A 22,814-nucleotide genomic window follows, 5' to 3' on the forward strand; every position below is an offset into this window, starting at 1 on the left:
GGGGTTTTGTCTTTCTGGTCCTCGAAAGAATCGCGCTTCCTCCTGTAGGAGCGGCCTTGTGCCGCGAAGCGGGCGCGTAGCGGCCGCCAACCCTGCCACCTCGATCACCCTGGTGCACCGCGTCGCCTGGGCTTACGGCCGCTGCGCGCCCGCTTCGCGGCACAAGGCCGCTCCAAGGGGGCGCGTTTCATGCAAAAGCAAATCTCTTTTGCACCACTGGCCGCTTATCTTCCCGCCGACAGCTGCGACAATTAATGCCGATAATTAACGTGACTTTCCTGCACGCAGCCTACGTCAAGGCTTAGGTTCCGAGGATCCTTACCTGCGGACATAGCGATGCCAGCGTACCGTGCTGCGCATTTCTGGACTTCACCACCGTCCTATCATTTGAGGTAGCAAGCAAGATGGCCAAGGCCGCCGATGTCGTTGTGCAATGCCTGGAAAACGAAGGTGTCGAGTATGTGTTCGGCATTCCCGGCGAGGAGAACCTCGACCTGCTGGAATCCCTGCGCAAGTCGAAGATCAAGCTGGTCCTGACCCGTCATGAGCAATCCGCAGGCTTCATGGCCGCCACCTACGGCCGCCTGACCGGCAAGACCGGGGTCAGCCTGTCGACCCTCGGCCCTGGCGCCACCAACCTGGTGACCGCCAGCGCTTACGCCTACCTGGGCGGCATGCCGATGATGATGATCACCGGGCAGAAGCCGATCAAGAAGTCCAAGCAGGGTCGTTTCCAGATCATCGACGTATGCGGCATGATGGACCCCATCACCAAGTACACCCACCAGTTCGCGTCGGCCGACAACATCCCGGCCCGCATGCGCGAAGCCTTCCGCCTGGCCGAAGAAGAAAAGCCGGGCGCCGTGCACCTGGAGCTGCCGGAAGACATCGCTGCCGAGCAGACCGATGCCATGCCGATCCAGCCGAGCCTGCACCGCCGCCCACTGGCCGAGCACGTGGCCATCGAAGCGGCCATCGAGAAGCTGCGCACCGCCCGCAGCCCGATCCTGGTGATCGGTGCCGGCGCCAACCGCAAGATGACCGCCAAGGTCCTCAAGCAACTGATCGACAAGACCGGCATCCCGTTCGTCACCACCCAACTGGGTAAAGGTGTGGTGGACGAGCGCCATTCGAGCTTCCTGGGCAACGCCGCGCTGTCGTCCGGCGACTTCGTGCACCGCGCTATCGAAGCGGCCGACCTGATCATCAACATCGGCCACGACGTCATCGAGAAGCCACCATTCTTCATGGTGCGTGGCGGTACCGAAGTCATCCACGTCAACTTCCGCTCCGCCGAAGTCGACGCCGTGTACTTCCCGCAGATCGAAGTGATCGGCGACATCGCCAATGCCGTCTGGCAGATCGCCGAAGGCCTGGGCGACACCTCACACTGGGACTTCACCCGCTTGCTGGCCATCCGCGAAGCCAACGAAGCGCAGATCGCCGAAGGCAAGGATGACGACCGCTTCCCGGTCTACCCGCAGCGCCTGGTCGCCGATATCCGCCGCGTATTGCCGTCCGAAGGCATCGTGGCCTTGGACAACGGCATCTACAAGATCTGGTTCGCCCGAAACTACAAGGCTCACAAGCCTAACACCGTTCTGCTGGACAACGCCCTGGCGACCATGGGCGCTGGCCTGCCGTCGGCCATGGCGGCGCACCTGGTGTACCCGGACCGCCCAGTGATCTCGGTGTGCGGCGACGGCGGTTTCATGATGAACAGTCAGGAGCTGGAAACCGCGGTACGCCTGGGCATGCACATTACTGTGGTGATCCTGCGTGACGACGGTTACGGCATGATCCGCTGGAAGCAGGCCAACATGGGCTTCACCGACTTCGGCCTGGACTACGGCAACCCGGACTTCGTCAAATACGCCGAAGCATACGGTGCCAACGGTCACCGCGTCGAAAGCGCCGAAGGCCTGCTGCCGCTGCTCGAGCACTGCATCAAGACCCCGGGCGTGCATGTGATCGACTGCCCGGTCGACTACAGCGAGAACGACCGCATCCTCAACCAAGAACTGCGTGAGCGTGCGCTGGCCGTATAAAGCCGTCATGCGTTGATCGCCGGCAAGCCGGCTCCCACAAAGGATCACGTTATCCTGGTAGGAGCCGGCTTGCCGGCGATTGCTTTACCGCAGTTTATTTCACTATTGCCGGGTAATAGCTATTCACCGCTTCCTTTACTTGGTATCCGTCACTCTCGGTTCTCCCATTCGCCTAGGAGAATCGAAGGCCCATGACCATTCGACGCCTTTCGAAATGGGGCAATGCACTGACTGTTCATTCCGTTGCTTCAGAATTTTCCTACCTAATTGCAGGAGGTGCCTGGCTGTATTTGGCACTGACAACCCCGTTTTACTGGCGACCTTCCAATAACCACAAGAAGGAAGCCAGTAATGCCCGAACAGAACCCACCCGTGAGCCCCGTCCGTATCGCCGTCATCCAGTACGATCCCCAGGTAGGGGTCGAGCACTGCGACGGTAACCTCTGCCGAGGCCTGGCATTGGCTCGCCGCGCCGCGCGTGAGGGCGCCAACCTCATTGTACTGCCAGAGCTGGCCAATACGGGCTATACCTTCCAGTCCCGCGAGGAAGCCTATGCCCATGCCGAGACCCTGCAGGAGGGCCGCAGCCTGGAGGCATGGTGTACATTCGCCTGTGATTACAAGGTCTACCTGGCCGCTGGCTTCGTCGAACGCGAAGGTCTGAAGCTTTACGACAGTGCGGTATTGTTTGGGCCGGATGGCCTGCTGGGACACTACCGCAAAGCCCATCTGTGGAATCAGGAGAAGCTGTGGTTCACCCCTGGCAATTTTGGGTTTCCTGTATTCGAGACGCCGATCGGTCGTATCGGCCTGCTCATCTGCTGGGATATCTGGTTCCCGGAGGTTCCGCGCCTGATGGCCTTGCAGGGCGCCGACATCATCTGCAGCCTGAACAATTGGGTATGGACACCTCCGCCGCTGTTCGACGAAGCTGGGCGCTGCATGGCGTCCTACCTGACCATGACCGCCGCCCATGCCAACAATATCTACATTGCCGCAGCCAATCGCATCGGCAGGGAGCGGGGCGGGCGCTTCCTTGGCTGCTCGCTGATCGCAGGCACGAACGGCTGGCCCATCGGTGAGGTCGCCAACGCTGAGGAGGAATGCATTCTCTACGCGGATGTGGATTTGAGCTGCGCCCGTACAGCCCCTATCTGGAACAGCCTGAACGACTTACCCCGTGACCGTCGTGTCGACCTGTACGACGGCATGCTCGGTTATCGCCAGCATCCAGCATTGCCGCGCTGAGGAGACCGTCGTGGATAAACGTTTCTCCGACGGGCGGCCATGGCCCGTGATGCTGATCCTGCTTTGTCTATGGGGGCTGCTGACCGGCAGCTTGACGCTGGGCCATTGGCCGGACTATGGGCAATGGCTGGCTACCCTGGACGAGCCGCTGAGTCGATTGCGTTGGATTATCGGCGATATCAGCGAAGTTGCGTTTTACAAGCATGAACTGCCAGCCTTGGGGTTACTGCTGGGGGCTTGCCTGGCTCATTGGGCACATGCCGAGGGCTACCGTTGGCAAGGCTTCCCCATTTGTTACGGAACCGGGCTCTGGCCCTGGCTGTTCTTCAGTTCGCTGTTGGGGCTGTTATTGAGCCATGCCTTGTGGGGATGGACCTTGGCGGCCGGTATCTGGCAGCCAACGTTTGTCGCATTCGTATCGCTGCCTGCTGCCATGGTGCTTGTATTTGGTGGCGGCTGGCGTGTGTCGATCGTGGGGGCTGTGCTGGGAGCACTGCTGGTTACCCCGGCGAGCCTTCTGTTCGTCAACGTGCTGTGTTATCCGCTGAATCTGCCCCTGGTGGTCGGTAACGTGCTCGGCATGGCTGTTGCGAGCATTGCCGCCTTCGTACTGTGCAAGCGTTATCCACAATGGGTTCGACATGCACGAACGCCTTTCCAGCCCAAAGTCGCGGCACCGGCAGGCCAGGTTGGTCAGGGACTTGGCTGGACCTTGCGACGTGTGCTCGCGGACTTCAGCGAGGCTCCATTCTTTGGCAACGAGCTGGCGAGCCTTGGGTTGCTGCTCGGGGTGTTGCTCGCGTTTGCGCTGGGCCCTGGGGGGCCCGCCTATGGGTCGTATCTGGTTCTGGAACTGGTGGGCGGCCAGGCATTGGCTTCGTTGATCGGGGTCGTGATCTGGCGGCGTCAGTGGCGAGAAAGAGGTTGGTATCCGACCTACATCCCCATCGTCTCCATTGTGCCGGCTGCTGTCCTGACACTTGGAGGCAGTTGGCAGGTCATCGTCCTCAGCGCAAGCCTGGGAGCGTTGATCGCGCCACCACTGGCTGTGGCCATCACCCAGCGGCTGCCGGGGTACATGCATGGTTATATTGGCAACGTGCTATCGATGGCCATCAGCACCTTGGCGATCGTGCCGTTGCTCAGCCTGATTGCAGGAGGTCAAGGATGAAAGAAACGGACGGTTTTCCCAGGTTATCGATCGGCGGCCTGGGCGGCACGATCAGCATGCAGGCTACGATCATGGGGCAAGGGGTTACGCCGCAGCTGGACTGTGAGGCGTTGCTCGCTTTCCTGCCCCGGCTTGGCGAGATTGCCCAGGTCAGTACCGCTACGCTGGGACTGGTGCCAAGTGCCTCTATGGGATTCGCGCAGATGATCGACGTATTGCGATGGGCGCAGGAGGAAGTTGAGCGTGGTGCCCACGGTATAGTGATTACCCAGGGTACCGACAGCCTGGAAGAGAGCGCGTATTTCCTGGACCTGTTCTGGCCCTTTGACGTCCCTCTGGTATTGACGGGGGCCATGCGTTCGGCGGGTGAGCCAGGGGCGGATGGCCCGGCCAACTTGCTGGCGGCGGCGTACGTGGCATTGGCCAGAGAAAGTCGAGATCGAGGCGTATTGGTCGTAATGAATGATCAGATACATGGCGCGGCCCGTGTACGCAAGGGTGACAGCTTGTCGGTCAATGCATTCGAGTCTCCGAATGGCGGCCCTGTAGGTCAACTGTTCGAAGGCCAGGTGCACTATTGGCACATGCCAGGGCATCGCACCATTCTGCCTGAACCAGACCGTGTTCAGCATCAGGTCGCATTGATGGAAAGCTGTCTGGATGCTGACACGGGCTTGCTGGATGCAACTCTTGGCCTGGGCTATGAAGGGCTGGTCATTGCCGGGTTTGGTGCTGGACATGTTTCCGAACGCTGGGCGTCGAGCCTGGAGCGCATCGCGCGGCAGATCCCGGTCATCGTTGCGGCTCGTACTGGCAGGGGAACGACAGCCAGCGCCAGCTACGGATTCGTGGGTAGTGAAATCGATTTGCAGAAAAAGGGTATGCACATGGCCGGTCACCTATGCCCCCGCAAATGCCGGATACTGCTCTGGGCGTTGTTGGGTAATGGGTTGCAGAGCTCAGTGCGCGATTATTTGCGCTGAAAACCTTGCCCGCTCCGCCGAAGGGGTGGGCAAGGCAAGCGTTGCCTCGTTGGCTTATGTGCTAGGGTGCGACGAAGATTTCCATCAGGACTCACTTTATGCTCCCTGCCCTCAGCGAAAAAGAACTCGACCGCCTAGAAGACCTGTTGATCACGTACGGCAATGACTTCTCCGTGCTCAACCTGGCCGAACTCGACGGGTTCTTCACTGCCCTGGCCAGCTCTCCGGTCAATATCCTTCCCGAACAATGGCTGCCGGCCGTTTCCGGCGGCAAGGTACCCAAGTTCAAGAAGCCGGCCGATGAAGAAGCCTACACCGCTCTGATGCTGCGTTATTACCATCAACGGGCCGGCGAATTGGCCGATCATCTCGACCACTTCGAGCCGCTGTTCGAGGAGAGCGAAGGCGAGGAGGGGCCGGCGATCATTCTGGAAGAATGGTGCTTCGGCTACATGCGCGGTACACAGGTCGCGGGCTGGGACGAATTACCGCCCGAACAGGACCGGTTGCTCAAGGCCATTTCGCTGCATGGCCTGGAAGACAACTTCGAACTGCTCGACTCCATGAGCTTCGATGAGCACCAGGCGTGCGTGCCTCAGGTCGTGGAGGCCGCGCGTAGCCTGTATCGGTACTTCAAACAGCGCAACTGACACGATCAATCCGATACTTCCCGGTGTCGGCCGTTTCTTTCCTTGCTGTGAGACAAGTCCCATCTTGTGGGCTGTTCGCCCCAGCGCACTTGCTGGGGGAATGCTCATCCCGCTAACCTGCCAGCCCTGATTCCAGCAACGCTCCGGTCATCGCAATAGATGCATGGCCCTGGGAGGTGCTGTCCCGACCAGAGCGAAAAGGACCAACGCTCCAACCCCAAAGCATGTTTCATGCAGGCGGTGCTGATCGCTGCCTGCTTCGAACACTGACGTTTATCCATCACGCAAGGAGGCTCGACCATGCAACAGAACTCATCCCCAGCCACCGGGAATCTGCTCGGTACCTACGGTTATGGCAAGGCGCTGATCATCAGCTTGGTCGTCATCGGTATCGTCTGCCTGGGCTTGGCCGCCTTCGTCGGCTTCCTGGGCACGATGCTGCCAACGGATGTGTCTGCTCCCATTTCCGTCGAAACCCGCCGTGGCACCACCTTGCAGTTCGATGGTCCGCAAGGCTTGCTGAACTTCACCCTTGGCCTGCTGGCAGTGCTTGCCCTGTGCATGTTCGGCCTGGCCATGTGGCAGAAAAAGCTGCGCAACGCTCGCTATGAAGTGTATGAAAAAGGCATCTGCCAGATCATCGGCACCCAGCGTGACTATGTGCCTTTCAGCGAGATGAACGATCTCTACCTGTTCGCCTCCGGCCAGACAGCCGTTGCCGGCTTGCACAACAACCTGGCGTACCGCCGCAATGCCAGCGAGCCGTTCCGTCGCGTCAACCCCCACCTCAAGAACCTCTATGCCTTCATCGACCTGGTGCGCGACCTGCACCTGAACGAGCGCCTGCCCAGTGCGCTCGCCACCCTGGAAAACGGCGGCGCGGTGCGTTTCAGCTACATCGACAGCGCTCAAGTGTGGGGCAAGCGTATGAAAGGCGACTTCTTCGCGCTGAATACCAAGACCCTCACCATCACCCGGGATGCTCTCGATGTGGATGGGCGTCGGGTGCCGATGTCCAGCCTACGCAACCTCGACCTCAACGCCTGGACCGAGCTGGTGGTGATCAAGGACGAAAGCGAGCAGACGGTACTGTCCACCGTAGGCAGCGGGATCATGAGCTTCGACGTATTCATCAATACCCTGCATAGCTTGCTGCAGGCGCCGAAAGCTCAAGCAGGGGAGATGGCGCAGGCTTGATGTTCACCTTTGTGGGAGCGGGCGTGCGCACCACGTGCAGCGTCATTGACATGCTGGCGCAGGCGCTGAGGGCTCAGCAGCTGGACTGATTCAACGGAGCAGGGTGAATATAAAGCAGCCTGGGCACTGCTGTTCCAGCCACTCCTTGGCCCGTTCGCTCAGAAAGTACCCACGATAGACATCCCCTTTGAAGAAATCGGCTTGCTCGTCGACCTTGAGCACCTTGAGATACTGGCCGAGGTCGGCAGGGTCATGCTGCGGGTCCTTGAGCAGGTTGAGCTTACCCACCACGAATGCCTGCCAGTACTCCGGCATACGTGCGGCAAGCTCAGGGTCATGGGGCAGGGCGTCGATGATCGAGGTCGGCCCGCCTTCCAGATCGAGGTATTCGGTAATGGGTTTGCTGGTATCCCAGTGCAGCCAGTCGATGTGCACGACATGGGTTTTTTCCAGGTGCTCGTAACGCCCGACCCCCTTCAGGCCGCTTTTCTCCAGGGCTTCCTTGACCGGCTGGGTGAGCACCAGCGAACCCGACCGGATATACGCAGCCGGCGTGTACGGCCCGACGCGGTTGATGCTGTCCATGTCGGTATCTTCATCCCAGGCGATCACGCCCTGGATCAGTGCTGCGCCCCAGTCTCCCCAGGGCGTTGGCGCGTTGTCTAAATGGTAGATATTCATACCAGGCCCCCGAGCTCTTGCCGTTCGTGCCGTAGCGATATTCATGGATGGACCTTGGTCCTGGTTGGTCATTCAGGTGAACTGAATGAAGAAGAAACCGGCGTCGTCGCCTTGCTTGCCACGGCGCGCCTGCATGTCCACGAACAGATAGCCGATACCTTCGCCGAACAGCCCTGCATGCTGAGGGCTGGCTTCGGCCACGTCAGCATCTACCAGTTGCATCATGAACATGTAGCGCGCTGGTTCGTAGATCGGGTCCTGCAGCCAGCAGGGCCTGCCGCTGGGTTTGCTCAGGCCGATCCCGCTGTCCTCATCCTGATGTTCCTCGTCATGCTCCTCGTCAGTCATTTCTTCGAAATCGATGAACGCTCGCTCCAGCAGCAAGGGGGGATTGCCGGGCTCCAGTGGTTGGCTGGCAAGTTCGTGCAGGATGACCCGGGCAAAGCCGCTGCTGATGACGTCTTGCAGCTCTGCCTGTTGATTGACCGTATAGCGACGCTGGAGAGGGCGGCTGAAACTGCCATCCTGATGTTGCTCGACGGCGAGGAAAACTGTGATGGCCATGCCTGGCGGGACGAACGTGGCCGGTTGGAACCGCTCGCTCAGGGTCAGGATGGGCGTCATCAACATGCCGGTTTCCGGGTTTGTCGGCCACAAGGAGAGGTCCTTGAGCAAAGCCGCGCCACCGATCTGGCCGAAGCCGCGATCGTGTCGGGACAAGAGGATTTTCTTCATGCCTGATAACACCCTTTGCGCGTGCGAACGACCTGGCGTAGCGATGGGTAGCCCGCGATTTCGGTTACCACTCGAACAGCCCTACGAAGTTCTTCTGGTCCACAGGGCCGTTCGAGCAACTGGCGCCACGTGCCAGGATGGAAGGTTCGAGGCGGTTGCCCATTTGGCGAACAGCCTGGTACTGGCTGTCGCAATGTCCGGGCTGCGACGGGGCTGGTTGCACATGGCTGACGATGATGATCGGCACACCATTGAACTGTTCCACGCGAGGCTTGCTTCCATCCCGTTCCGGGCTGAATTGGCAAGGCCAGGGCATGTCCAGCTGTAGCAGTGATGCATCGGAGCTGCGCAGTGCGCAACGACCTTCGTGGTTCACAAGTGTAAGTTTGTGCCCGGCAAGGGTAACTTCAGGCCCCGCATTCGATGACGGAACGGGCGTCTGTGCGCATGCATTCAGGGCGATTGCAGCCAGCAGCGTCGGCAGGGTTTTGGACACACGATTCATTTTCAGTTCCCCAGAACCGGCCTGAGGGAACAGCGAGAGTAACGGCGATTCATTCACCAGAATTCGATCTCCTATCGGCCCTGGGTGAGGGCGTGTGCCTGTGCGGAGTTGCTGATATGCACAGGTGCGAAACCTACATAAAGTGCCGAATGATATCTCGCTGACAGGCACTTCGAAGTCGGCTTCTTATGGTTTATTCATTTGCAATTGTCAAGGTAAGCTATCCGCTAACCACGGTTTTCAAGGACGACAGTGCTCACTCATATGAAGGGATCGACGTTTCAAAAGGGTCAGGAGCTGCAAAGATTTCTTTCCCGCTATTTCGGCGTTTTTATCGCCGAGTTCCTGCTGTCCTGTTTTGCCATTGGCGGCTGTGTTTCACTGGTGTTCTCCACCTATCTGCGTAGTCCGGACCGGTCGCTGTCGGTGCTGGCACTGGCGCTGGCATGGGTGGTGAGCGCCGCTTCGCATATCGCGCTGGTGCGTGGATATGCCTGGGGCTTGCGAGGGCTGATCGGTCTGAACGGGCTGGCCGTGTTGGCCGCGCTGCCGAGCTACGCTTACCGGCCGCACATGGGCGGCTACGTCTCGGTTTTGCTGTTCGGGCTGCTGGCCTTGCTGGTCATCAATACCCAGCGCTATCGGGAAATGCGCGTGCGCCTGGTGGGCTACCGGGACATTCGCAGGGCCAACCGGGAGGCGGCGAAAGCTGCGAGGTAGCGTGTTGTCGCTGATGTAACGCGGCTTCTGTATGGATGTGCGGGCACCGGCTGCGCCAGTGTTCGCGGCCACGGCCGCTCCCACAGGAACAGCGTGAACCTGAAATCCGCGCAGTACCTCTGGGAGCGGAATTATCTACGAAGAGGCCCGCCCAAACGAAAAAAGGCTGCCAATCGGCAGCCTTCCCTATGCGTCGCTCGGATATCAATCCCAGCTCAACGCCCCACCCGTCTGATACTCGATCACTCGCGTCTCGAAGAAGTTCTTCTCTTTCTTCAAGTCCATGATCTCGCTCATCCACGGGAACGGGTTGGTAGTCCCTGGATACTCTTCTTTCAGACCAATCTGGGTCAGGCGACGGTTGGCGATGAACTTGAGGTAGTCCTCCATCATCGCCGCGTTCATGCCCAATACACCGCGAGGCATGGTGTCACGGGCGTATTCGATCTCCAGCTGGGTACCCTGCAGGATCATCTGGGTCGCTTCTTCCTTCATCGCGGCGTCCCACAGGTGCGGGTTCTCGATCTTGATCTGGTTGATCACGTCGATGCCGAAGTTCAGGTGCATGGACTCGTCACGCAGGATGTACTGGAACTGCTCGGCGACGCCGGTCATCTTGTTGCGGCGACCCATGGAGAGGATCTGGGTGAAGCCGCAATAGAAGAAGATGCCTTCCAGCACGCAGTAGTAGGCGATCAGGTTGCGCAGCAGCTCCTTGTCGGTCTCGACGGTGCCGGTGTTGAATTCCGGGTCAGAGATGGCGCGGGTGTACTTCAGGCCCCAGGCGGCTTTCTTCGCCACCGACGGGATCTCGTGGTACATGTTGAAGATCTCGCCTTCATCCATGCCCAGCGACTCGATGCAGTACTGGTAGGCGTGGGTGTGGATCGCCTCTTCGAACGCCTGGCGCAGGATGTACTGGCGGCACTCGGGGTTGGTGATCAGGCGGTACACGGCCAGGGCCAGGTTGTTGGCCACCAGGGAGTCGGCGGTGGAGAAGAAGCCAAGGTTGCGCATCACGATGCGGCGCTCGTCTTCGGTCAGGCCGTCCATGCTCTTCCACAGGGCGATGTCGGCGGTCATGTTGACCTCTTGCGGCATCCAGTGGTTGGCGCAGCCGTCGAGGTACTTCTGCCAGGCCCAGTCGTACTTGAACGGTACCAGCTGGTTCAGGTCGGCGCGGCAGTTGATCATGCGCTTTTCGTCGACGCGCACGCGAGCGGAGGAGCCTTCCAGCTCGGCCAGGCCTTCGGCGATGTCGAGTTCGTTCAGGGCAGCCTTGGCGCGCTTGACGGCATCGGAGTCGTCGGCGGTCGCTACGCGGGCTTCCTGGGCGGCGGCGTCGCCGGCGCTGTCCAGCTTGTCGAGGGTGGCGGCGGCAGCGTTGCCTTGTGCAGCGGCGTTGCCTTTGGCGGCGACTTCGCCGTCTTCCTTGTCGAATTCGTCCCAGCTCAGCATGGTTCCTGGCTCCTGCTAGAGGGTTGCGCGGGGCAACCGGTTGGATTTTAGAAAGGTGACGCCTGTACTACGCAAGGCCCTTAGGGCAATACGGCGGGCAATGAGCGCGGGCGCTCGTCACGTTTGGAATTGTCGGGGTCAGCGCCTGTCCTTGCCTCGCAGGAGGGGCCAGGTCGCTTGGGAACAGTGTGGCAACGATAAAACGTGCGGGCCGGCCAAGCGTTGGGGTACGGCTTGTGTCACGCAGTCGATCATTGGCTAAACCCTTTTTCGAGGGGGGCGAAGTATAACGGAATTCGCTACCGATCGGAGCGACGCTCAACCGGCCTGCTGTAAATTTTCGACCGGTGTGGGGCGCATCCGTTCACGAATCACGCGTCGTTTCCACGGGGAAGAAGTGTAGCGGAAAAATCGCAGATGTGGTGTCTGAATTTTTGACTTGGCACAAAATATTGTGTTTTTGCGCAGGGGGAGGGAGCGGCAAAAAGCCGCGCCCAGGAGGCCGGAACCACCCGGGCGAGGGCTTAGTGGCAGCGGTAGCGCAGCGTCTGGACGATATGCGTCTTCGGATGCTGGCGCGCCTCTTCGACCGTGGTGAAACGGCCGGTTTCGGCGTTGCGGCCAATCTTGCGTACTACTGTTTTCTTCCGAGCCATCGTTTGTCTTCCGTGTTGGGACAGAGGCCCGGTGCCTGGGAGCACCGGGTCTGGCTGTTTTATCCCTTGGCGAAACAGGTGTGCAGGGGGCACGACCTCTCGATGACGCGGATACAAAAATGCCGCAAGGGGCGCCCGAAGGCGCCTCCCGCGGCATGGGGTGTTACTGGCAGGCTTCGCAGTCTGGTTCGTCGATCGCGCAGGCCTTCGGCACCGGGGCCGGGCCCGCTGCCTGGACCGGGGCGCTGTCGCCGCCGCTGGAAACGGCGTTGAGCTTGCCGGTGTTGATGGTCGACTTCTCGGTGCTGGTGGCGGCCAGGGCACGGAGGTAGTAGGTGGTCTTCAGACCACGGTACCAGGCCATGCGGTAGGTCACGTCCAGCTTCTTGCCCGAGGCGCCGGCGATGTACAGGTTCAGCGACTGGGCCTGGTCGATCCACTTCTGGCGACGGGAGGCGGCATCGACGATCCACTTGGTCTCGACTTCGAACGCGGTGGCGTACAGGTCCTTCAGCTCTTGCGGGATACGCTCGATCTGCTGCACCGAACCGTCGTAGTACTTCAGGTCGTTGATCATGACCGAGTCCCACAGGCCGCGGGCCTTCAGGTCGCGGACCAGGTACGGGTTGATCACAGTGAACTCGCCCGACAGGTTCGACTTGACGTACAGGTTCTGGTACGTCGGCTCGATCGACTGCGACACGCCGGTGATGTTGGCGATGGTCGCGGTCGGCGCGATGGCCATGATGTTCGAGTTGCGGATGCCTTTCTTGACGCGCTCGCGGATCGGCGCCCAGTCCAGGGACTCTTCCAGGTTGACGTCGATGTACTTGGCGCCACGGGCCTCGATCAGGATCTGCTGGCTGTCCAGCGGCAGGATGCCCTTGGACCACAGCGAACCTTCGAAGGTCTGGTAGGCGCCACGCTCGTCGGCCAGGTCACAGGATGCCTGGATGGCGTAGTAGCTGACGGCCTCCATCGACTTGTCGGCGAACTCGACTGCAGCGTCCGAGCCATACGGGATGTGCTGCAGGTACAGCGCGTCCTGGAAGCCCATGATGCCCAGGCCGACCGGGCGGTGCTTGAAGTTCGAGTTCTGCGCCTGGGGCACGGAGTAGTAGTTGATGTCGATCACGTTGTCGAGCATGCGCACGGCAGTCTTGACGGTACGCGCCAGCTTGGCGGTATCGAGCTTGCCATCGACGATGTGGTTCGGCAGGTTGATCGAGCCCAGGTTGCACACCGCGATTTCGTCGGCGTTGGTGTTCAGGGTGATCTCGGTGCACAGGTTCGAGCTGTGGACCACGCCCACGTGCTGCTGCGGCGAGCGCAGGTTGCACGGGTCCTTGAAGGTCAGCCACGGGTGGCCGGTCTCGAACAGCATCGACAGCATCTTGCGCCACAGGTCCTTGGCCTGGACGACTTTGAACACCTTGATCTTGTTGTACTCGGTCAGGGCTTCGTAGTACTCGTAGCGCTCTTCGAAGGCCTTGCCGGTCAGATCGTGCAGGTCAGGCACTTCCGAAGGCGAGAACAGGGTCCACTTGCCGTCGTCGAACACACGCTTCATGAACAGGTCCGGGATCCAGTTGGCAGTGTTCATGTCGTGGGTACGGCGACGGTCGTCACCGGTGTTCTTGCGCAGCTCGAGGAATTCCTCGATGTCCAGGTGCCAGGTTTCCAGGTAGGCGCAGACTGCGCCCTTGCGCTTGCCGCCCTGGTTGACCGCCACGGCGGTGTCGTTGACCACTTTCAGGAACGGCACGACGCCCTGCGACTTGCCGTTGGTGCCCTTGATGTACGAGCCCAGGGCACGCACCGGGGTCCAGTCGTTGCCCAGGCCACCGGCGAATTTCGACAGCATGGCGTTGTCGTGGATGGCCTTGTAGATGCCCGACAGGTCGTCCGGCACGGTGGTCAGGTAGCAGCTCGACAGCTGTGGACGCAGGGTACCGGCGTTGAACAGGGTCGGGGTCGAGGCCATGTAGTCGAACGAGGACAGCAGGTTGTAGAACTCGATCGCACGGGCTTCCTTGTCCTTCTCCTGCAGCGCAAGGCCCATGGCCACGCGCATGAAGAACACCTGCGGCAGCTCGAAGCGCACGCCATCCTTGTGGATGAAGTAACGGTCGTACAGGGTCTGCAGGCCCAGGTAGGTGAATTGCTGGTCACGCTCGTGGTCGATGGCCTTGCCCATGCGCTCCAGGTCGTAGCCCTTCAGTGCAGGGTCCAGCAGCTCGAACTCGACGCCTTTCTCGACGTAGGCCGGCAGGGCCTTGGCGTACAGCTCGGCCATCTCGTGGTGGGTGGCGCTGTCGGCGACGTTCAGGAAGCCCAGCGCCTCGGCGCGCAGGGTGTCCATCAGCAGGCGGGCGGTGACGAAGGAGTAGTTCGGCTCGCGCTCGACCAGGGTACGGGCGGTCATCACCAGGGCGGTGTTGACGTCCTTGATGGCCACGCCGTCGTACAGGTTCTTCAGGGTGTCGCGCTGGATCAGCTCGCCGTCGACCTCGGCCAGGCCTTCGCAGGCTTCGCTGATGATGGTGTTCAGGCGCGCCATGTCCAGCGGCGCCAGGCTGCCGTCGGCCAGGGTGATGCGGATGCTCGGGTGCGGCTCGACCACGGCGTCGGTGTGGGCGCGGGTGGCGCGCTCCTTGGCACGTTGCTCACGGTAGATCACATAGTCGCGGGCGACTTTCTGCTCGCCGGCGCGCATCAGGGCCAGTTCGACCTGGTCCTGGATTTCTTCGATGTGGATGGTGCCACCCGACGGCATGCGGCGCTTGAAGGTCGCGGTGACCTGCTCGGTCAGGCGCGCGACGGTGTCATGGATGCGCGACGAGGCAGCGGCCGTGCCGCCTTCAACTGCGAGGAACGCCTTGGTGATGGCAACGGTGATCTTGTCGTCGGTGTAGGGAACGACAGTGCCGTTGCGCTTGATCACGCGCAGTTGGCCTGGAGCCGTAGCAGCCAGATCCTGGTTCGAATCGGCGGCCTGCGGCACCTTCGCCTGCGGGTTCTCGCGAGTTGTGTCGGTTTGCATGGGTGGGTGTCTCCACAGTTTCTATATGTTCAGGCGCCTTTTGGGCGCCCACCGTTCCATCCACTAGCCTGGTGCCGGGTGGGGGACGCACATGCACGCGCGTCCGCCCGCTCGGGCGTACCGACTTCGGGACAGACTCAGGAATAAGGGGCAATAACCTGCCGCTCCCTGGCCGAAGTCAAATGCTGTTGGCGCTGGGGCCAAAGCTGTTGCTCTCAATGCTTCCGCTGGAGCGGTTTGCTGGTGAAACCACGTTAAGTTCAGCCAGAAAAATCGCTTGAATTTCTGTGCCGACTGGTGTTGGCGATAGTGAGTCAAACCCAATATCTAGTGGTTCGCTGCGATGGGGATACAAGATAATGCGGTATTGGGGCCTTTGCAAGGCGAGCGTCTGTGGATAAGTTGTGCGTACTTTGTGTGTGATCCGTGGGTATGCGCTGTAGGCCTTGTCCTAGCTGGTCTTCACTTTTTTTCTGCGTCCCGATGCCCCATCGCAGATTTTTTCGGGTGCGAACCCTATCACGAAAAGTACGCCGATCCAGGCCCTGCGACCGGCGCCTTGGCATGGTTGGCAGGGCCGGGTGCGGCACGTAGTATCGGCAGGCATTGTTGCCTTTTGGTGACGCGGACACCGCCAAGCCATCGGCAGCACCAGAACAAGAATAAACAGCACAGGCGACTCATGGACCAGCCCAGCAACCGGATTTTGATCGTCGAGGACGACCAGCGCCTGGCGGAGCTCACCGCCGAATACCTGCAGGCCAACGGCTACGAGGTTGCGGTGGAAGGCGATGGCGGTCGGGCCGTGCGACGCATCATCGACAGCCAGCCTGACCTGGTGATCCTCGACCTGATGCTGCCCGGTGAAGACGGCTTGAGCATCTGCCGGCGTGTGCGCGGCCAGTATGCAGGCCCCATCCTGATGCTCACCGCGCGCAGCGATGAGCTCGACCAGGTGCAGGGCCTGGACATGGGGGCCGACGACTATGTCTGCAAGCCTGTGCGCCCACGCGTGCTGCTGGCGCGTATCACCGCCCTGTTGCGGCGCAGTGAGGCGCCGGAGGCCAAGCGCCAGGCGCTGGCCTTCGGCGCCTTGCGTATCGACAGCCGCCTGCGCGAAGCCTGGCTGAGCGAGCAGGCGATCGACCTGACCAGCGCCGAGTTCGACCTGCTCTGGCTGCTCGCCAGCAACGCCGGCCGGGTGCTGTCGCGCGAGGAGATCTTCACCTCCCTGCGCGGCGTCGGCTATGACGGCCAGGACCGTTCCATCGATGTGCGCATATCCAAGATCCGTCCCAAGATCGGGGACGACCCGATTCATCCCCGGCTGATCAAGACCCTGCGCAGCAAGGGCTACCTGTTCGTCGGCGAGGCCGCCCAAGGCGGGGCGCCATGAACTCGATCTTCCTGCGCATCTATGGCGGGATGCTGGCCGTGCTGGTGCTGGTGGCGATACTCGGCGTGCTCAGCCTGCACCTGGTCAACCAGGTACGTGCCGAGCAACACCGCGAGCGGCTGGCGCAGGGCACGTTCAGCCTGATGGCCGACAACCTGGCCGTGCAGGACCCGGTGGAGCGTAAGCGCTCGCTACTGATCTGGGAGCGTTTGCTCGGCGTGCCGCTGGAGCTGCAGCCAACATCGGCTTTCACCCTCGACGGCAGCCAGCGCGCGCGGCTGCGCCGTGGGCTGGTGGTGGTGGAGAAAACCGGCGCCCACGCGGTGCGGGTGCTGCGCCAGATCGGCAACGAGGCGCAGTTGTTGGTGGCCGAGGTCAAGCAGGTCAGCGAACAGCTCGCTCGCGCCACCCTTTACCTGCTGGCGGACGAGCTGGTGCGCTACCCGGTGACCGAGCAGCAACGGCGCCTGGCCGAACTGAAGGAAAGCAAAGGCTTCGGCTTCAATGTCGCCCTGCAACGGCTGGAGCGGGTCGGCTTGGACGATGACCAGCGGCGGCGGGTGGAGGAGGGCGATACGGTGATGGCGCTGGGCAGGGATGGCGATTCGGTGCGTGTCTTCTCGGGGTTGACCGGGTCGCCCTGGGTGTTGGAAATCGGGCCGTTGTACCAGCTCAACCCATATCCGCCACAGCTGTTGATCCTCATTGCCTTCCTTGGCCTATGCCTGATCGGTCTGGTGGTGTACCTGCTGGTGCGTCAGCTGGAGCGGCGCCTGTCGGGGCTCGAAGTCGCCGCCACGCGCCTGGCCCAGGGTAGCCTGGACACCCGCGTGCCGGCCGGCGATGCCGACTCGGTGGGGCGGCTGGCCGAAGCCTTCAACGGCATGGCCGAGCACCTGCAGCGGTCGTTGACCATGCAGCGCGAGCTGGTGCGGGCGGTCTCCCACGAGTTGCGCACACCCGTGGCACGCCTGCGTTTCGGCCTGGAGATGATCGAGAGCGCCGGCACCGAACAGGCCAGGGCCAAGCACCTGGCCGGCATGGACAGCGATATCCAGGACCTGGACAAGCTGGTCGACGAGATGCTGACCTACGCCCGCCTGGAGCAGGGCACGCCGGCATTGAAGTTCCAGGCGGTGGACCTCGACGCCTTGCTGGCGCGGGTGATCCAGGAGCTCTCGCCCCTGCGCGCCGAGGTCAAGGTGGTGCGTGGCGAGTGTTTGGGCGGCCAGGCGGACGGAGCCTGGGTCGATGCCGAACCACGTTACCTGCATCGAGCCCTGCAGAACCTGGTGGGCAATGCCATGCGTCACGCCGAAAGCCAGGTGCGGCTGAGCTACCAGTTGGGCCAGGAGCGCTGCCGGATCGATGTCGAGGACGACGGGCCTGGGATTCCGGAGGGCGTGTGGGATCGTATCTTCACGCCTTTCACCCGGCTGGACGACAGCCGCACCCGGGCCTCGGGCGGGCATGGCCTGGGCCTGTCGATCGTGCGCCGGATCATCTACTGGCATGGCGGGCGGGCGATGGTGGGCCGCAGCCAGGCGCTGGGCGGGGCCTGTTTCAGCCTTAGCTGGCCCAGCACCCGGGCGCCGTCCTGAACCCTATACGCTGATCAGGCTGAGCAATGTCCCGTCGCGGACGCTGAACTGGCCTTCGAGCTCCTGGCCGCTGCGCCACTGGGGCGACAGGTCGGTGAGCAGGCGCAGCCGGGCCTGCCCGTCGGCGGACCACGCCAGCAGTTCGGCGTGTTCGAAATAGAAGCGCTGCCGGGTCAAGGGGTAGAGCGCCTTGAACAGGCTCTCTTTGAGCGAGAAGGTCAAGGTCACGGCCAGGCCGAGCTGACTGCGATCCAGGCGCTGCAGCTCCGCCGGGGTGAGGATTTCCCCCGCCAGCCGCTCGGCGCGCGCTTCATCGAGCAGGGTTTCCTGATCCAGGCCCAGGCCCTGGGTATCGCCATCGGCAGCCACCACTGCCGCCGCCCAGCCCTTGCCGTGGGTGATCGAGCCGTGGATGCCGGTCGGCCAGATCGGCGAGCGGTCCTCATGGGTGCCCGGCACGTAGTCGCGTCCGTCCAGCTGCTGCAGGGCGGCGCGGGCGCAGACCCGGCCGGCCAGGTATTCGGCCTGACGCTTGGCCACCGAGCGGTGCAGGCTGGCGCTCTGCTCGACACCGGCACGCTGGAAATCGTCCGCGGCCAGGCGGGTGGGGTCGAAGGTGCAACTGACCAACACCGCCCCAGGGACCGGGCGGGGCAGAGGCCAGTGGTGTTGGAGTGGAGTACAGCAAGTGGGAAGTCTGGTCATGGCGGCTATTGTGCCAGCGCTCGGTCATTTTTGGGCTGCTTTGCAGCCCTTTCGCGGCACAAGCGGCCCCGGCAATCCTCAGTCGAACACTTTCTTCAAGAATGCTTGCATATCCGCCCACGAACTCTCATCGGCCGACTTGCTGTAGCCGATATCCGGCCCCCCATGCCCGCCATGGCTCAACCGATCAGCGTCGGGGTTGGTGAACCCATGCTTGGCGCCGGGAATGCTGACGAACTCGAAGCTCGCTCCCGCCGCGTCCATTTCCTTCTTGAACGCCTCCACCTGCTGCTCGGTGACCATGCTGTCGGCCGCGCCATGTTCGACCAGTACCTTGGCCTTGACACTGCCAGGTGTCGCCGGAGCCTGGGTCGCCAATGCCCCGTGGAAGCTCACCACTGCGGCCAGGGGCTCGCCGCGCCTGGCGGCGTCGAGCACCACCTTGCCACCGAAGCAGTAGCCGACAGCGGCCAGCTTGTCCTTGTCGGTGTAGGGCTGCAGGGCAAGCAGCTCGAGGCCTGCATCGAAGCGCCGGGCCGCAGCCTTGGGGTCTTTCATCGCGGCGGCCATGAACGCCTGGGCATCCTGAGGGTGTTCGGTGCTCTTGCCATCGCCGTACATGTCGATGGCCAGGGCGCTGTAGCCGAGGGCCGCCAGGTCCCGGGCGCGGCGCTTGGCGTAATCGTTCAACCCCCACCATTCATGCACCACGATGATGCCCGGGCGCTTGCCATCGAGCGCATCGTCATAGGCGTAGTAGCCCACCAGGCGCTGGCCGTCGGCATCCTGGTAGGGGATTTCGCGGGTCTGCACCGCCGCCTGGGCGAAGGTGGCGCTGCATAACAAGGCCAGGGCAAGCAGGGAGCGCATGGTCGGTACCTCCTTATTTAGGCAAAGAACGGGCTCGTTCAGCCAGGGTTCAGCCAGGGTTCAGCGGCGGTTCAGGGCGCCCTCCCTACTCTAGCCCCCAGACCGAAACAACGCATCCAACTGGAGTACCAAACCCATGAAAGCACTCAACACCCTGATGGTCGCCATGGCCGTTTGCGCCGCCAGCCTCACCGCCCACGCCGCAGACGACACCTTCGCCAGCCTGACCTACGGCCAGACCAGCGACAAGGTGCGCAAGTCCGGCCTGCTGCAACGTAACACCGGTCATCTGAACACCGACGGTATCATCGGCAAGGACAGCACCTGGGGCGTGCGCCTGGGCAAGATCAACGACGATGCCCGCTACTACATGACCTATGACAACGTCTCGGGCGACCACAGCGGTATCAAGCTGCGCCAGGAAAACCTGCTGGGCAGCTACGACAGGTTCCTGCCGGTCGGCGACACCACCAAGCTGTTCGGCGGCGCGAGCCTGGGCCTGACCAAGCTGACCCAGGAATCCACGGGCTACAGCCGCGACACCGACCTGGGCTATGCGGTGGGCTTACAGGCCGGAGTGCTGCAGCAGATCACCGACAACGCCTCGGTGGAACTGGGCTACCGTTACCTGCGCAGCAATGCCAGCACCGAACTGGCCGAGCACGGCGCACCCAAGGCCGGCGCCCTGCGCTTGACCAGCAGCGCCCAGACTTACCTGTCAGCCAACTACACCTTCTGACTTGGCTGGGGCTCGGACATTCACTGGTATGCTGTGCCGGCCCTGACACGGGACAAGCCCGCTCCCACAGGAATCGTCGTCGATCTTGTGGGAGCGGGCTTGTCCCGCGATAGGGGCTGTCAGGCAATGAAGCAAGGAGAGTGACATGAAATTGCTGGTGGTCGAGGACGAAGCGCTGCTGCGTCACCACCTGTACACGCGCCTGGGCGAAAGCGGGCACGTGGTCGAGGCGGTGGCCAATGCCGAGGAAGCGCTGTACCAGGCCGAGCAATACAACCACGACCTGGCCGTAGTCGACCTGGGCCTGCCGGGCATGAGCGGGTTGGACCTGATCCGCCAGCTGCGCAGCCAGGGCAAGCGCTTCCCGATCCTGATCCTCACCGCGCGCGGCAACTGGCAGGACAAGGTCGAGGGCCTGGCCGCCGGCGCCGACGACTATGTGGTCAAGCCGTTCCAGTTCGAAGAGCTGGAGGCGCGCCTCAACGCCTTGCTGCGGCGCTCCAGCGGCTTCACCCAGTCGACGATCTCAGCCGGCCCGCTGGTGCTGGACCTCAACCGCAAGCAGGCGACGCTGGGTGAGCAACCGCTGGCCCTGACCGCCTATGAATACCGCATCCTCGAATACCTCATGCGTCATCACCAGCAGGTGGTGGCCAAGGACCGGCTGATGGAGCAGCTTTACCCCGATGACGAGGAACGTGACCCCAACGTCATCGAAGTACTGGTCGGCCGCCTGCGGCGCAAGCTCGAGGGCGACCGGGGCTTCAAGCCCATCGATACGGTGCGCGGCCTGGGCTACCTGTTCACCGAGCGTTGCCGATGATCCGCTCGCTGCGCCTGCGCCTGATGCTGGCGGCGGCGCTGCTGGCCCTGCTGTTCATGCTGGCCCTGTTGCCGGCCTTGCAGAAGGCCTTCAGCCTGGCCTTGCAGGAGTCGATCGAGCAGCGCCTGGCCTCGGATGTCACCACCCTCATCTCTGCGGCGCGCATCGAGAATGGCCAACTGCAGATGCCCGAGCTGCTGCCCGACGAGCGCTACAACCTGCCCTATACCGGCTTGCGTGGCTACATCTTCGACCGTGACGGCACCCTGGTGTGGCGTTCGCGCGCGACCTCCGAACAACACATCAACTACCACCCACGCTACGACGGGCGCGGCAACGAATTCGACCGCATCCGCCAGGACGATGGCGAGGAGTACTTCGTCTATGACGTGGAGATCAAGCTGCTCGGCGGCAAGAGCGCGGCCTACAGCATCGTCGCCCTGCAACCGGTGCGCGACTACCAGCAGACCCTCGATGGCCTGCAGGAAAAACTCTACCTGGGCTTTGGCGCCGCGCTGCTGGTGCTGATGCTGCTGCTCTGGGCCGGCCTGACCTGGGGCCTGCGTTCGCTGCGCCAGCTGAGCGTGGAGTTGGACGAAGTAGAGGCCGGCGCGCGTGATGGCCTGAGCCGCGAACACCCCCGGGAGCTGTTGCGCCTGACCGGCTCGCTCAACCGCCTGCTGCGCAGTGAGCGCGAGCAGCGCCAACGCTACCGCGACTCGCTGGATGACCTGGCGCACAGCCTCAAAACCCCGCTGGCGGTGTTGCAGGGGGTCGGCGAGAGCCTCGGGCAGGGCAACAGCGAGCGCGAGCAGGCGCGGGTGCTGCAAAGCCAGATCGAGCGCATGAGCCAGCAGATCGACTACCAGCTGCAGCGTGCCAGCCTGCGCAAGAGCGGCCTGGTGCGTCACCGGGTGCAACTGCGGCCGGTGCTCGACAGCCTGTGCAGCACGTTGGACAAGGTCTATCGCGACAAGCGCGTGGCGGTCACCCTGGACATTCCCGAGCGTGCCTGGCTGCCGATGGAGCAAGGGGCTGCGCTGGAATTGTTCGGCAACCTGCTGGAAAACGCCTACCGCCTGAGCCTCGGCCTGGTGCGGGTGAGCCTGCAGCAGGCACCTGGGCAACTGACGTTGTGCGTCGAGGACGACGGCCCCGGTGTGCCGGCTGGCCAGCGTGAGCGCATTCTCCAGCGGGGCGAGCGGCTCGACCGCCAGCACCCGGGACAGGGCATCGGCCTTGCGGTGGTCAAGGACATCATCGACAGCTACGACGCCGAGCTGAGCCTGGACGATTCGCCCTTGGGCGGCGCGGCCTTCCGAATCGTCTTCCATCTGGACTGAGTGTCGCCTGCATCGCGGTGCAAGCCGAACCGCCGCTCCCATAGGGTTGGCAGTGCCCTTGCAGGAGCGGGCTTGTCCCGCGATAAAGGCAACACCCGCCGGGCGGATTCCCGCCATCTCCCGCGTTCCAAACCCGCCAGCGGGCGGAAATCCGCCAGCGTCCTCCTGCGCGACTGCCCGATCCTTGGGCATAAAAAGCCCTGAAACACGGCCCCTGCACCCATTGCGAGCACTTTGGCATC

Annotated in this window: 20 protein-coding genes; 12 read left to right on the plus strand and 8 right to left on the minus strand. The window is 62.4% G+C overall.

Features of this window, described 5'->3' with window-relative positions; all coding sequences use genetic code 11:
- Positions 1–404 precede the first annotated feature (404 nt).
- From AC1MHZ_RS17680 to AC1MHZ_RS17705, 6 genes are all read left to right on the plus strand, one after another.
- On the plus strand, positions 405–2,048 hold the full coding sequence (locus AC1MHZ_RS17680; RefSeq protein ID WP_084858657.1) for an acetolactate synthase large subunit: 1,644 nt from the start codon (positions 405–407) through the stop codon (positions 2,046–2,048).
- Positions 2,049–2,399: 351 nt separating this feature from the next.
- Positions 2,400–3,296, plus strand: a complete 897-nt coding sequence (locus tag AC1MHZ_RS17685; protein ID WP_482966736.1) for a nitrilase family protein — start codon at positions 2,400–2,402, stop codon at positions 3,294–3,296.
- A 49-nt stretch (positions 3,297–3,345) separates the two neighbouring features.
- Positions 3,346–4,467, plus strand: a complete 1,122-nt coding sequence (locus AC1MHZ_RS17690) for a hypothetical protein (RefSeq protein ID WP_465002213.1) — start codon at positions 3,346–3,348, stop codon at positions 4,465–4,467.
- Positions 4,464–5,450, plus strand: a complete 987-nt coding sequence (locus tag AC1MHZ_RS17695) for an asparaginase (protein WP_482966737.1) — start codon at positions 4,464–4,466, stop codon at positions 5,448–5,450. Before AC1MHZ_RS17690 ends, AC1MHZ_RS17695 begins: the two co-directional genes overlap by 4 nt.
- 98 nt (positions 5,451–5,548) lie before the next feature.
- Entirely contained in the window at positions 5,549–6,100 is a 552-nt protein-coding gene (locus tag AC1MHZ_RS17700) for a UPF0149 family protein (protein ID WP_084858661.1), read from the plus strand.
- Positions 6,101–6,400: 300 nt separating this feature from the next.
- The gene (locus AC1MHZ_RS17705) at positions 6,401–7,297 is read left to right on the plus strand and encodes a hypothetical protein (protein WP_482966738.1); all 897 of its coding nucleotides are present in this window, start codon (positions 6,401–6,403) and stop codon (positions 7,295–7,297) included.
- Between the two features lie 90 nt (positions 7,298–7,387).
- On the opposite strand, the gene AC1MHZ_RS17710 is transcribed toward AC1MHZ_RS17705, so the two are convergent.
- From AC1MHZ_RS17710 to AC1MHZ_RS17720, 3 genes are all read right to left on the minus strand, one after another.
- Entirely contained in the window at positions 7,388–7,978 is a 591-nt protein-coding gene (locus tag AC1MHZ_RS17710) for a hypothetical protein (RefSeq protein WP_172403062.1), read from the minus strand.
- Between the two features lie 72 nt (positions 7,979–8,050).
- On the minus strand, positions 8,051–8,713 hold the full coding sequence (locus tag AC1MHZ_RS17715; protein WP_084858664.1) for a hypothetical protein: 663 nt from the start codon (positions 8,711–8,713) through the stop codon (positions 8,051–8,053).
- Between the two features lie 64 nt (positions 8,714–8,777).
- The gene (locus AC1MHZ_RS17720; protein ID WP_253249371.1) at positions 8,778–9,275 is read right to left on the minus strand and encodes a hypothetical protein; all 498 of its coding nucleotides are present in this window, start codon (positions 9,273–9,275) and stop codon (positions 8,778–8,780) included.
- Positions 9,276–9,470: 195 nt separating this feature from the next.
- On the opposite strand from AC1MHZ_RS17720, the gene AC1MHZ_RS17725 reads away from it, so the two are divergent.
- Positions 9,471–9,938 (plus strand): hypothetical protein, encoded by a 468-nt coding sequence (locus AC1MHZ_RS17725; RefSeq protein ID WP_368830139.1) that lies wholly within the window; start codon positions 9,471–9,473, stop codon positions 9,936–9,938.
- A gap of 204 nt (positions 9,939–10,142) precedes the next feature.
- Here AC1MHZ_RS17725 and AC1MHZ_RS17730 read toward each other — a convergent pair whose 3' ends face one another.
- The 3 genes from AC1MHZ_RS17730 to AC1MHZ_RS17740 all read right to left on the minus strand — a co-directional run bounded on the left by AC1MHZ_RS17730 (position 10,143) and on the right by AC1MHZ_RS17740 (position 15,095).
- A complete protein-coding gene (locus AC1MHZ_RS17730; RefSeq protein WP_084858667.1) occupies positions 10,143–11,396 on the minus strand; it encodes a ribonucleotide-diphosphate reductase subunit beta in 1,254 nt (417 codons plus the stop codon).
- A gap of 524 nt (positions 11,397–11,920) precedes the next feature.
- Entirely contained in the window at positions 11,921–12,052 is a 132-nt protein-coding gene (locus AC1MHZ_RS17735; RefSeq protein WP_263498521.1) for a hypothetical protein, read from the minus strand.
- Positions 12,053–12,215: 163 nt separating this feature from the next.
- Positions 12,216–15,095, minus strand: a complete 2,880-nt coding sequence (locus AC1MHZ_RS17740; RefSeq protein WP_084858668.1) for a ribonucleoside-diphosphate reductase subunit alpha — start codon at positions 15,093–15,095, stop codon at positions 12,216–12,218.
- Between the two features lie 682 nt (positions 15,096–15,777).
- Between AC1MHZ_RS17740 and AC1MHZ_RS17745 the strand changes: the two genes are divergently transcribed.
- Together AC1MHZ_RS17745 and AC1MHZ_RS17750 are read left to right on the plus strand one after the other, a co-directional pair.
- Positions 15,778–16,491 (plus strand): response regulator, encoded by a 714-nt coding sequence (locus AC1MHZ_RS17745; protein ID WP_084858669.1) that lies wholly within the window; start codon positions 15,778–15,780, stop codon positions 16,489–16,491.
- The gene (locus AC1MHZ_RS17750) at positions 16,488–18,092 is read left to right on the plus strand and encodes an ATP-binding protein (RefSeq protein ID WP_084858670.1); all 1,605 of its coding nucleotides are present in this window, start codon (positions 16,488–16,490) and stop codon (positions 18,090–18,092) included. The genes AC1MHZ_RS17745 and AC1MHZ_RS17750 overlap by 4 nt, the downstream gene beginning before the upstream one ends.
- A gap of 3 nt (positions 18,093–18,095) precedes the next feature.
- Here the strand turns inward: AC1MHZ_RS17750 and AC1MHZ_RS17755 are convergent, their stop codons facing one another.
- The gene (locus AC1MHZ_RS17755) at positions 18,096–18,797 is read right to left on the minus strand and encodes a 4'-phosphopantetheinyl transferase family protein (protein WP_482966739.1); all 702 of its coding nucleotides are present in this window, start codon (positions 18,795–18,797) and stop codon (positions 18,096–18,098) included.
- 78 nt (positions 18,798–18,875) lie between these two features.
- Positions 18,876–19,667 carry a dienelactone hydrolase family protein gene (locus AC1MHZ_RS17760; protein WP_084858672.1) on the minus strand — a complete coding sequence of 264 codons (792 nt, stop codon included), beginning with the start codon at positions 19,665–19,667 and terminating at the stop codon, positions 18,876–18,878.
- A gap of 136 nt (positions 19,668–19,803) precedes the next feature.
- On the opposite strand from AC1MHZ_RS17760, the gene AC1MHZ_RS17765 reads away from it, so the two are divergent.
- From AC1MHZ_RS17765 to AC1MHZ_RS17775, 3 genes are all read left to right on the plus strand, one after another.
- Positions 19,804–20,406 (plus strand): outer membrane beta-barrel protein, encoded by a 603-nt coding sequence (locus tag AC1MHZ_RS17765; protein ID WP_084858673.1) that lies wholly within the window; start codon positions 19,804–19,806, stop codon positions 20,404–20,406.
- Positions 20,407–20,551: 145 nt separating this feature from the next.
- Positions 20,552–21,229: a response regulator gene (locus AC1MHZ_RS17770; protein ID WP_084858674.1), complete on the plus strand. Its 678-nt coding sequence runs from the start codon at positions 20,552–20,554 to the stop codon at positions 21,227–21,229.
- The gene (locus AC1MHZ_RS17775) at positions 21,226–22,572 is read left to right on the plus strand and encodes an ATP-binding protein (protein ID WP_084858675.1); all 1,347 of its coding nucleotides are present in this window, start codon (positions 21,226–21,228) and stop codon (positions 22,570–22,572) included. The genes AC1MHZ_RS17770 and AC1MHZ_RS17775 overlap by 4 nt, the downstream gene beginning before the upstream one ends.
- Positions 22,573–22,814 lie beyond the last annotated feature (242 nt).

The sequence above is a fragment of the Pseudomonas sp. FA-1 genome, from assembly GCF_056856075.1.

Excerpts from the sequence above, each read along its gene's own strand:
- AC1MHZ_RS17680 (WP_084858657.1), top strand. The coding sequence starts at position 405 with ATGGCCAAGGCCGCCGATGTCGTTGTGCAATGCCTGGAAAACGAAGGT.
- AC1MHZ_RS17685 (WP_482966736.1), top strand. The coding sequence starts at position 2,400 with ATGCCCGAACAGAACCCACCCGTGAGCCCCGTCCGTATCGCCGTCATC.
- AC1MHZ_RS17690 (WP_465002213.1), top strand. The coding sequence starts at position 3,346 with ATGCTGATCCTGCTTTGTCTATGGGGGCTGCTGACCGGCAGCTTGACG.
- AC1MHZ_RS17695 (WP_482966737.1), top strand. The coding sequence starts at position 4,464 with ATGAAAGAAACGGACGGTTTTCCCAGGTTATCGATCGGCGGCCTGGGC.
- AC1MHZ_RS17700 (WP_084858661.1), top strand. The coding sequence starts at position 5,549 with ATGCTCCCTGCCCTCAGCGAAAAAGAACTCGACCGCCTAGAAGACCTG.
- AC1MHZ_RS17705 (WP_482966738.1), top strand. The coding sequence starts at position 6,401 with ATGCAACAGAACTCATCCCCAGCCACCGGGAATCTGCTCGGTACCTAC.
- AC1MHZ_RS17710 (WP_172403062.1), bottom strand. The coding sequence starts at position 7,978 with ATGAATATCTACCATTTAGACAACGCGCCAACGCCCTGGGGAGACTGG.
- AC1MHZ_RS17715 (WP_084858664.1), bottom strand. The coding sequence starts at position 8,713 with ATGAAGAAAATCCTCTTGTCCCGACACGATCGCGGCTTCGGCCAGATC.
- AC1MHZ_RS17730 (WP_084858667.1), bottom strand. The coding sequence starts at position 11,396 with ATGCTGAGCTGGGACGAATTCGACAAGGAAGACGGCGAAGTCGCCGCC.
- AC1MHZ_RS17735 (WP_263498521.1), bottom strand. The coding sequence starts at position 12,052 with ATGGCTCGGAAGAAAACAGTAGTACGCAAGATTGGCCGCAACGCCGAA.
- AC1MHZ_RS17740 (WP_084858668.1), bottom strand. The coding sequence starts at position 15,095 with ATGCAAACCGACACAACTCGCGAGAACCCGCAGGCGAAGGTGCCGCAG.
- AC1MHZ_RS17745 (WP_084858669.1), top strand. The coding sequence starts at position 15,778 with ATGGACCAGCCCAGCAACCGGATTTTGATCGTCGAGGACGACCAGCGC.
- AC1MHZ_RS17750 (WP_084858670.1), top strand. The coding sequence starts at position 16,488 with ATGAACTCGATCTTCCTGCGCATCTATGGCGGGATGCTGGCCGTGCTG.
- AC1MHZ_RS17755 (WP_482966739.1), bottom strand. The coding sequence starts at position 18,797 with ATGACCAGACTTCCCACTTGCTGTACTCCACTCCAACACCACTGGCCT.
- AC1MHZ_RS17760 (WP_084858672.1), bottom strand. The coding sequence starts at position 19,667 with ATGCGCTCCCTGCTTGCCCTGGCCTTGTTATGCAGCGCCACCTTCGCC.
- AC1MHZ_RS17765 (WP_084858673.1), top strand. The coding sequence starts at position 19,804 with ATGAAAGCACTCAACACCCTGATGGTCGCCATGGCCGTTTGCGCCGCC.
- AC1MHZ_RS17770 (WP_084858674.1), top strand. The coding sequence starts at position 20,552 with ATGAAATTGCTGGTGGTCGAGGACGAAGCGCTGCTGCGTCACCACCTG.
- AC1MHZ_RS17775 (WP_084858675.1), top strand. The coding sequence starts at position 21,226 with ATGATCCGCTCGCTGCGCCTGCGCCTGATGCTGGCGGCGGCGCTGCTG.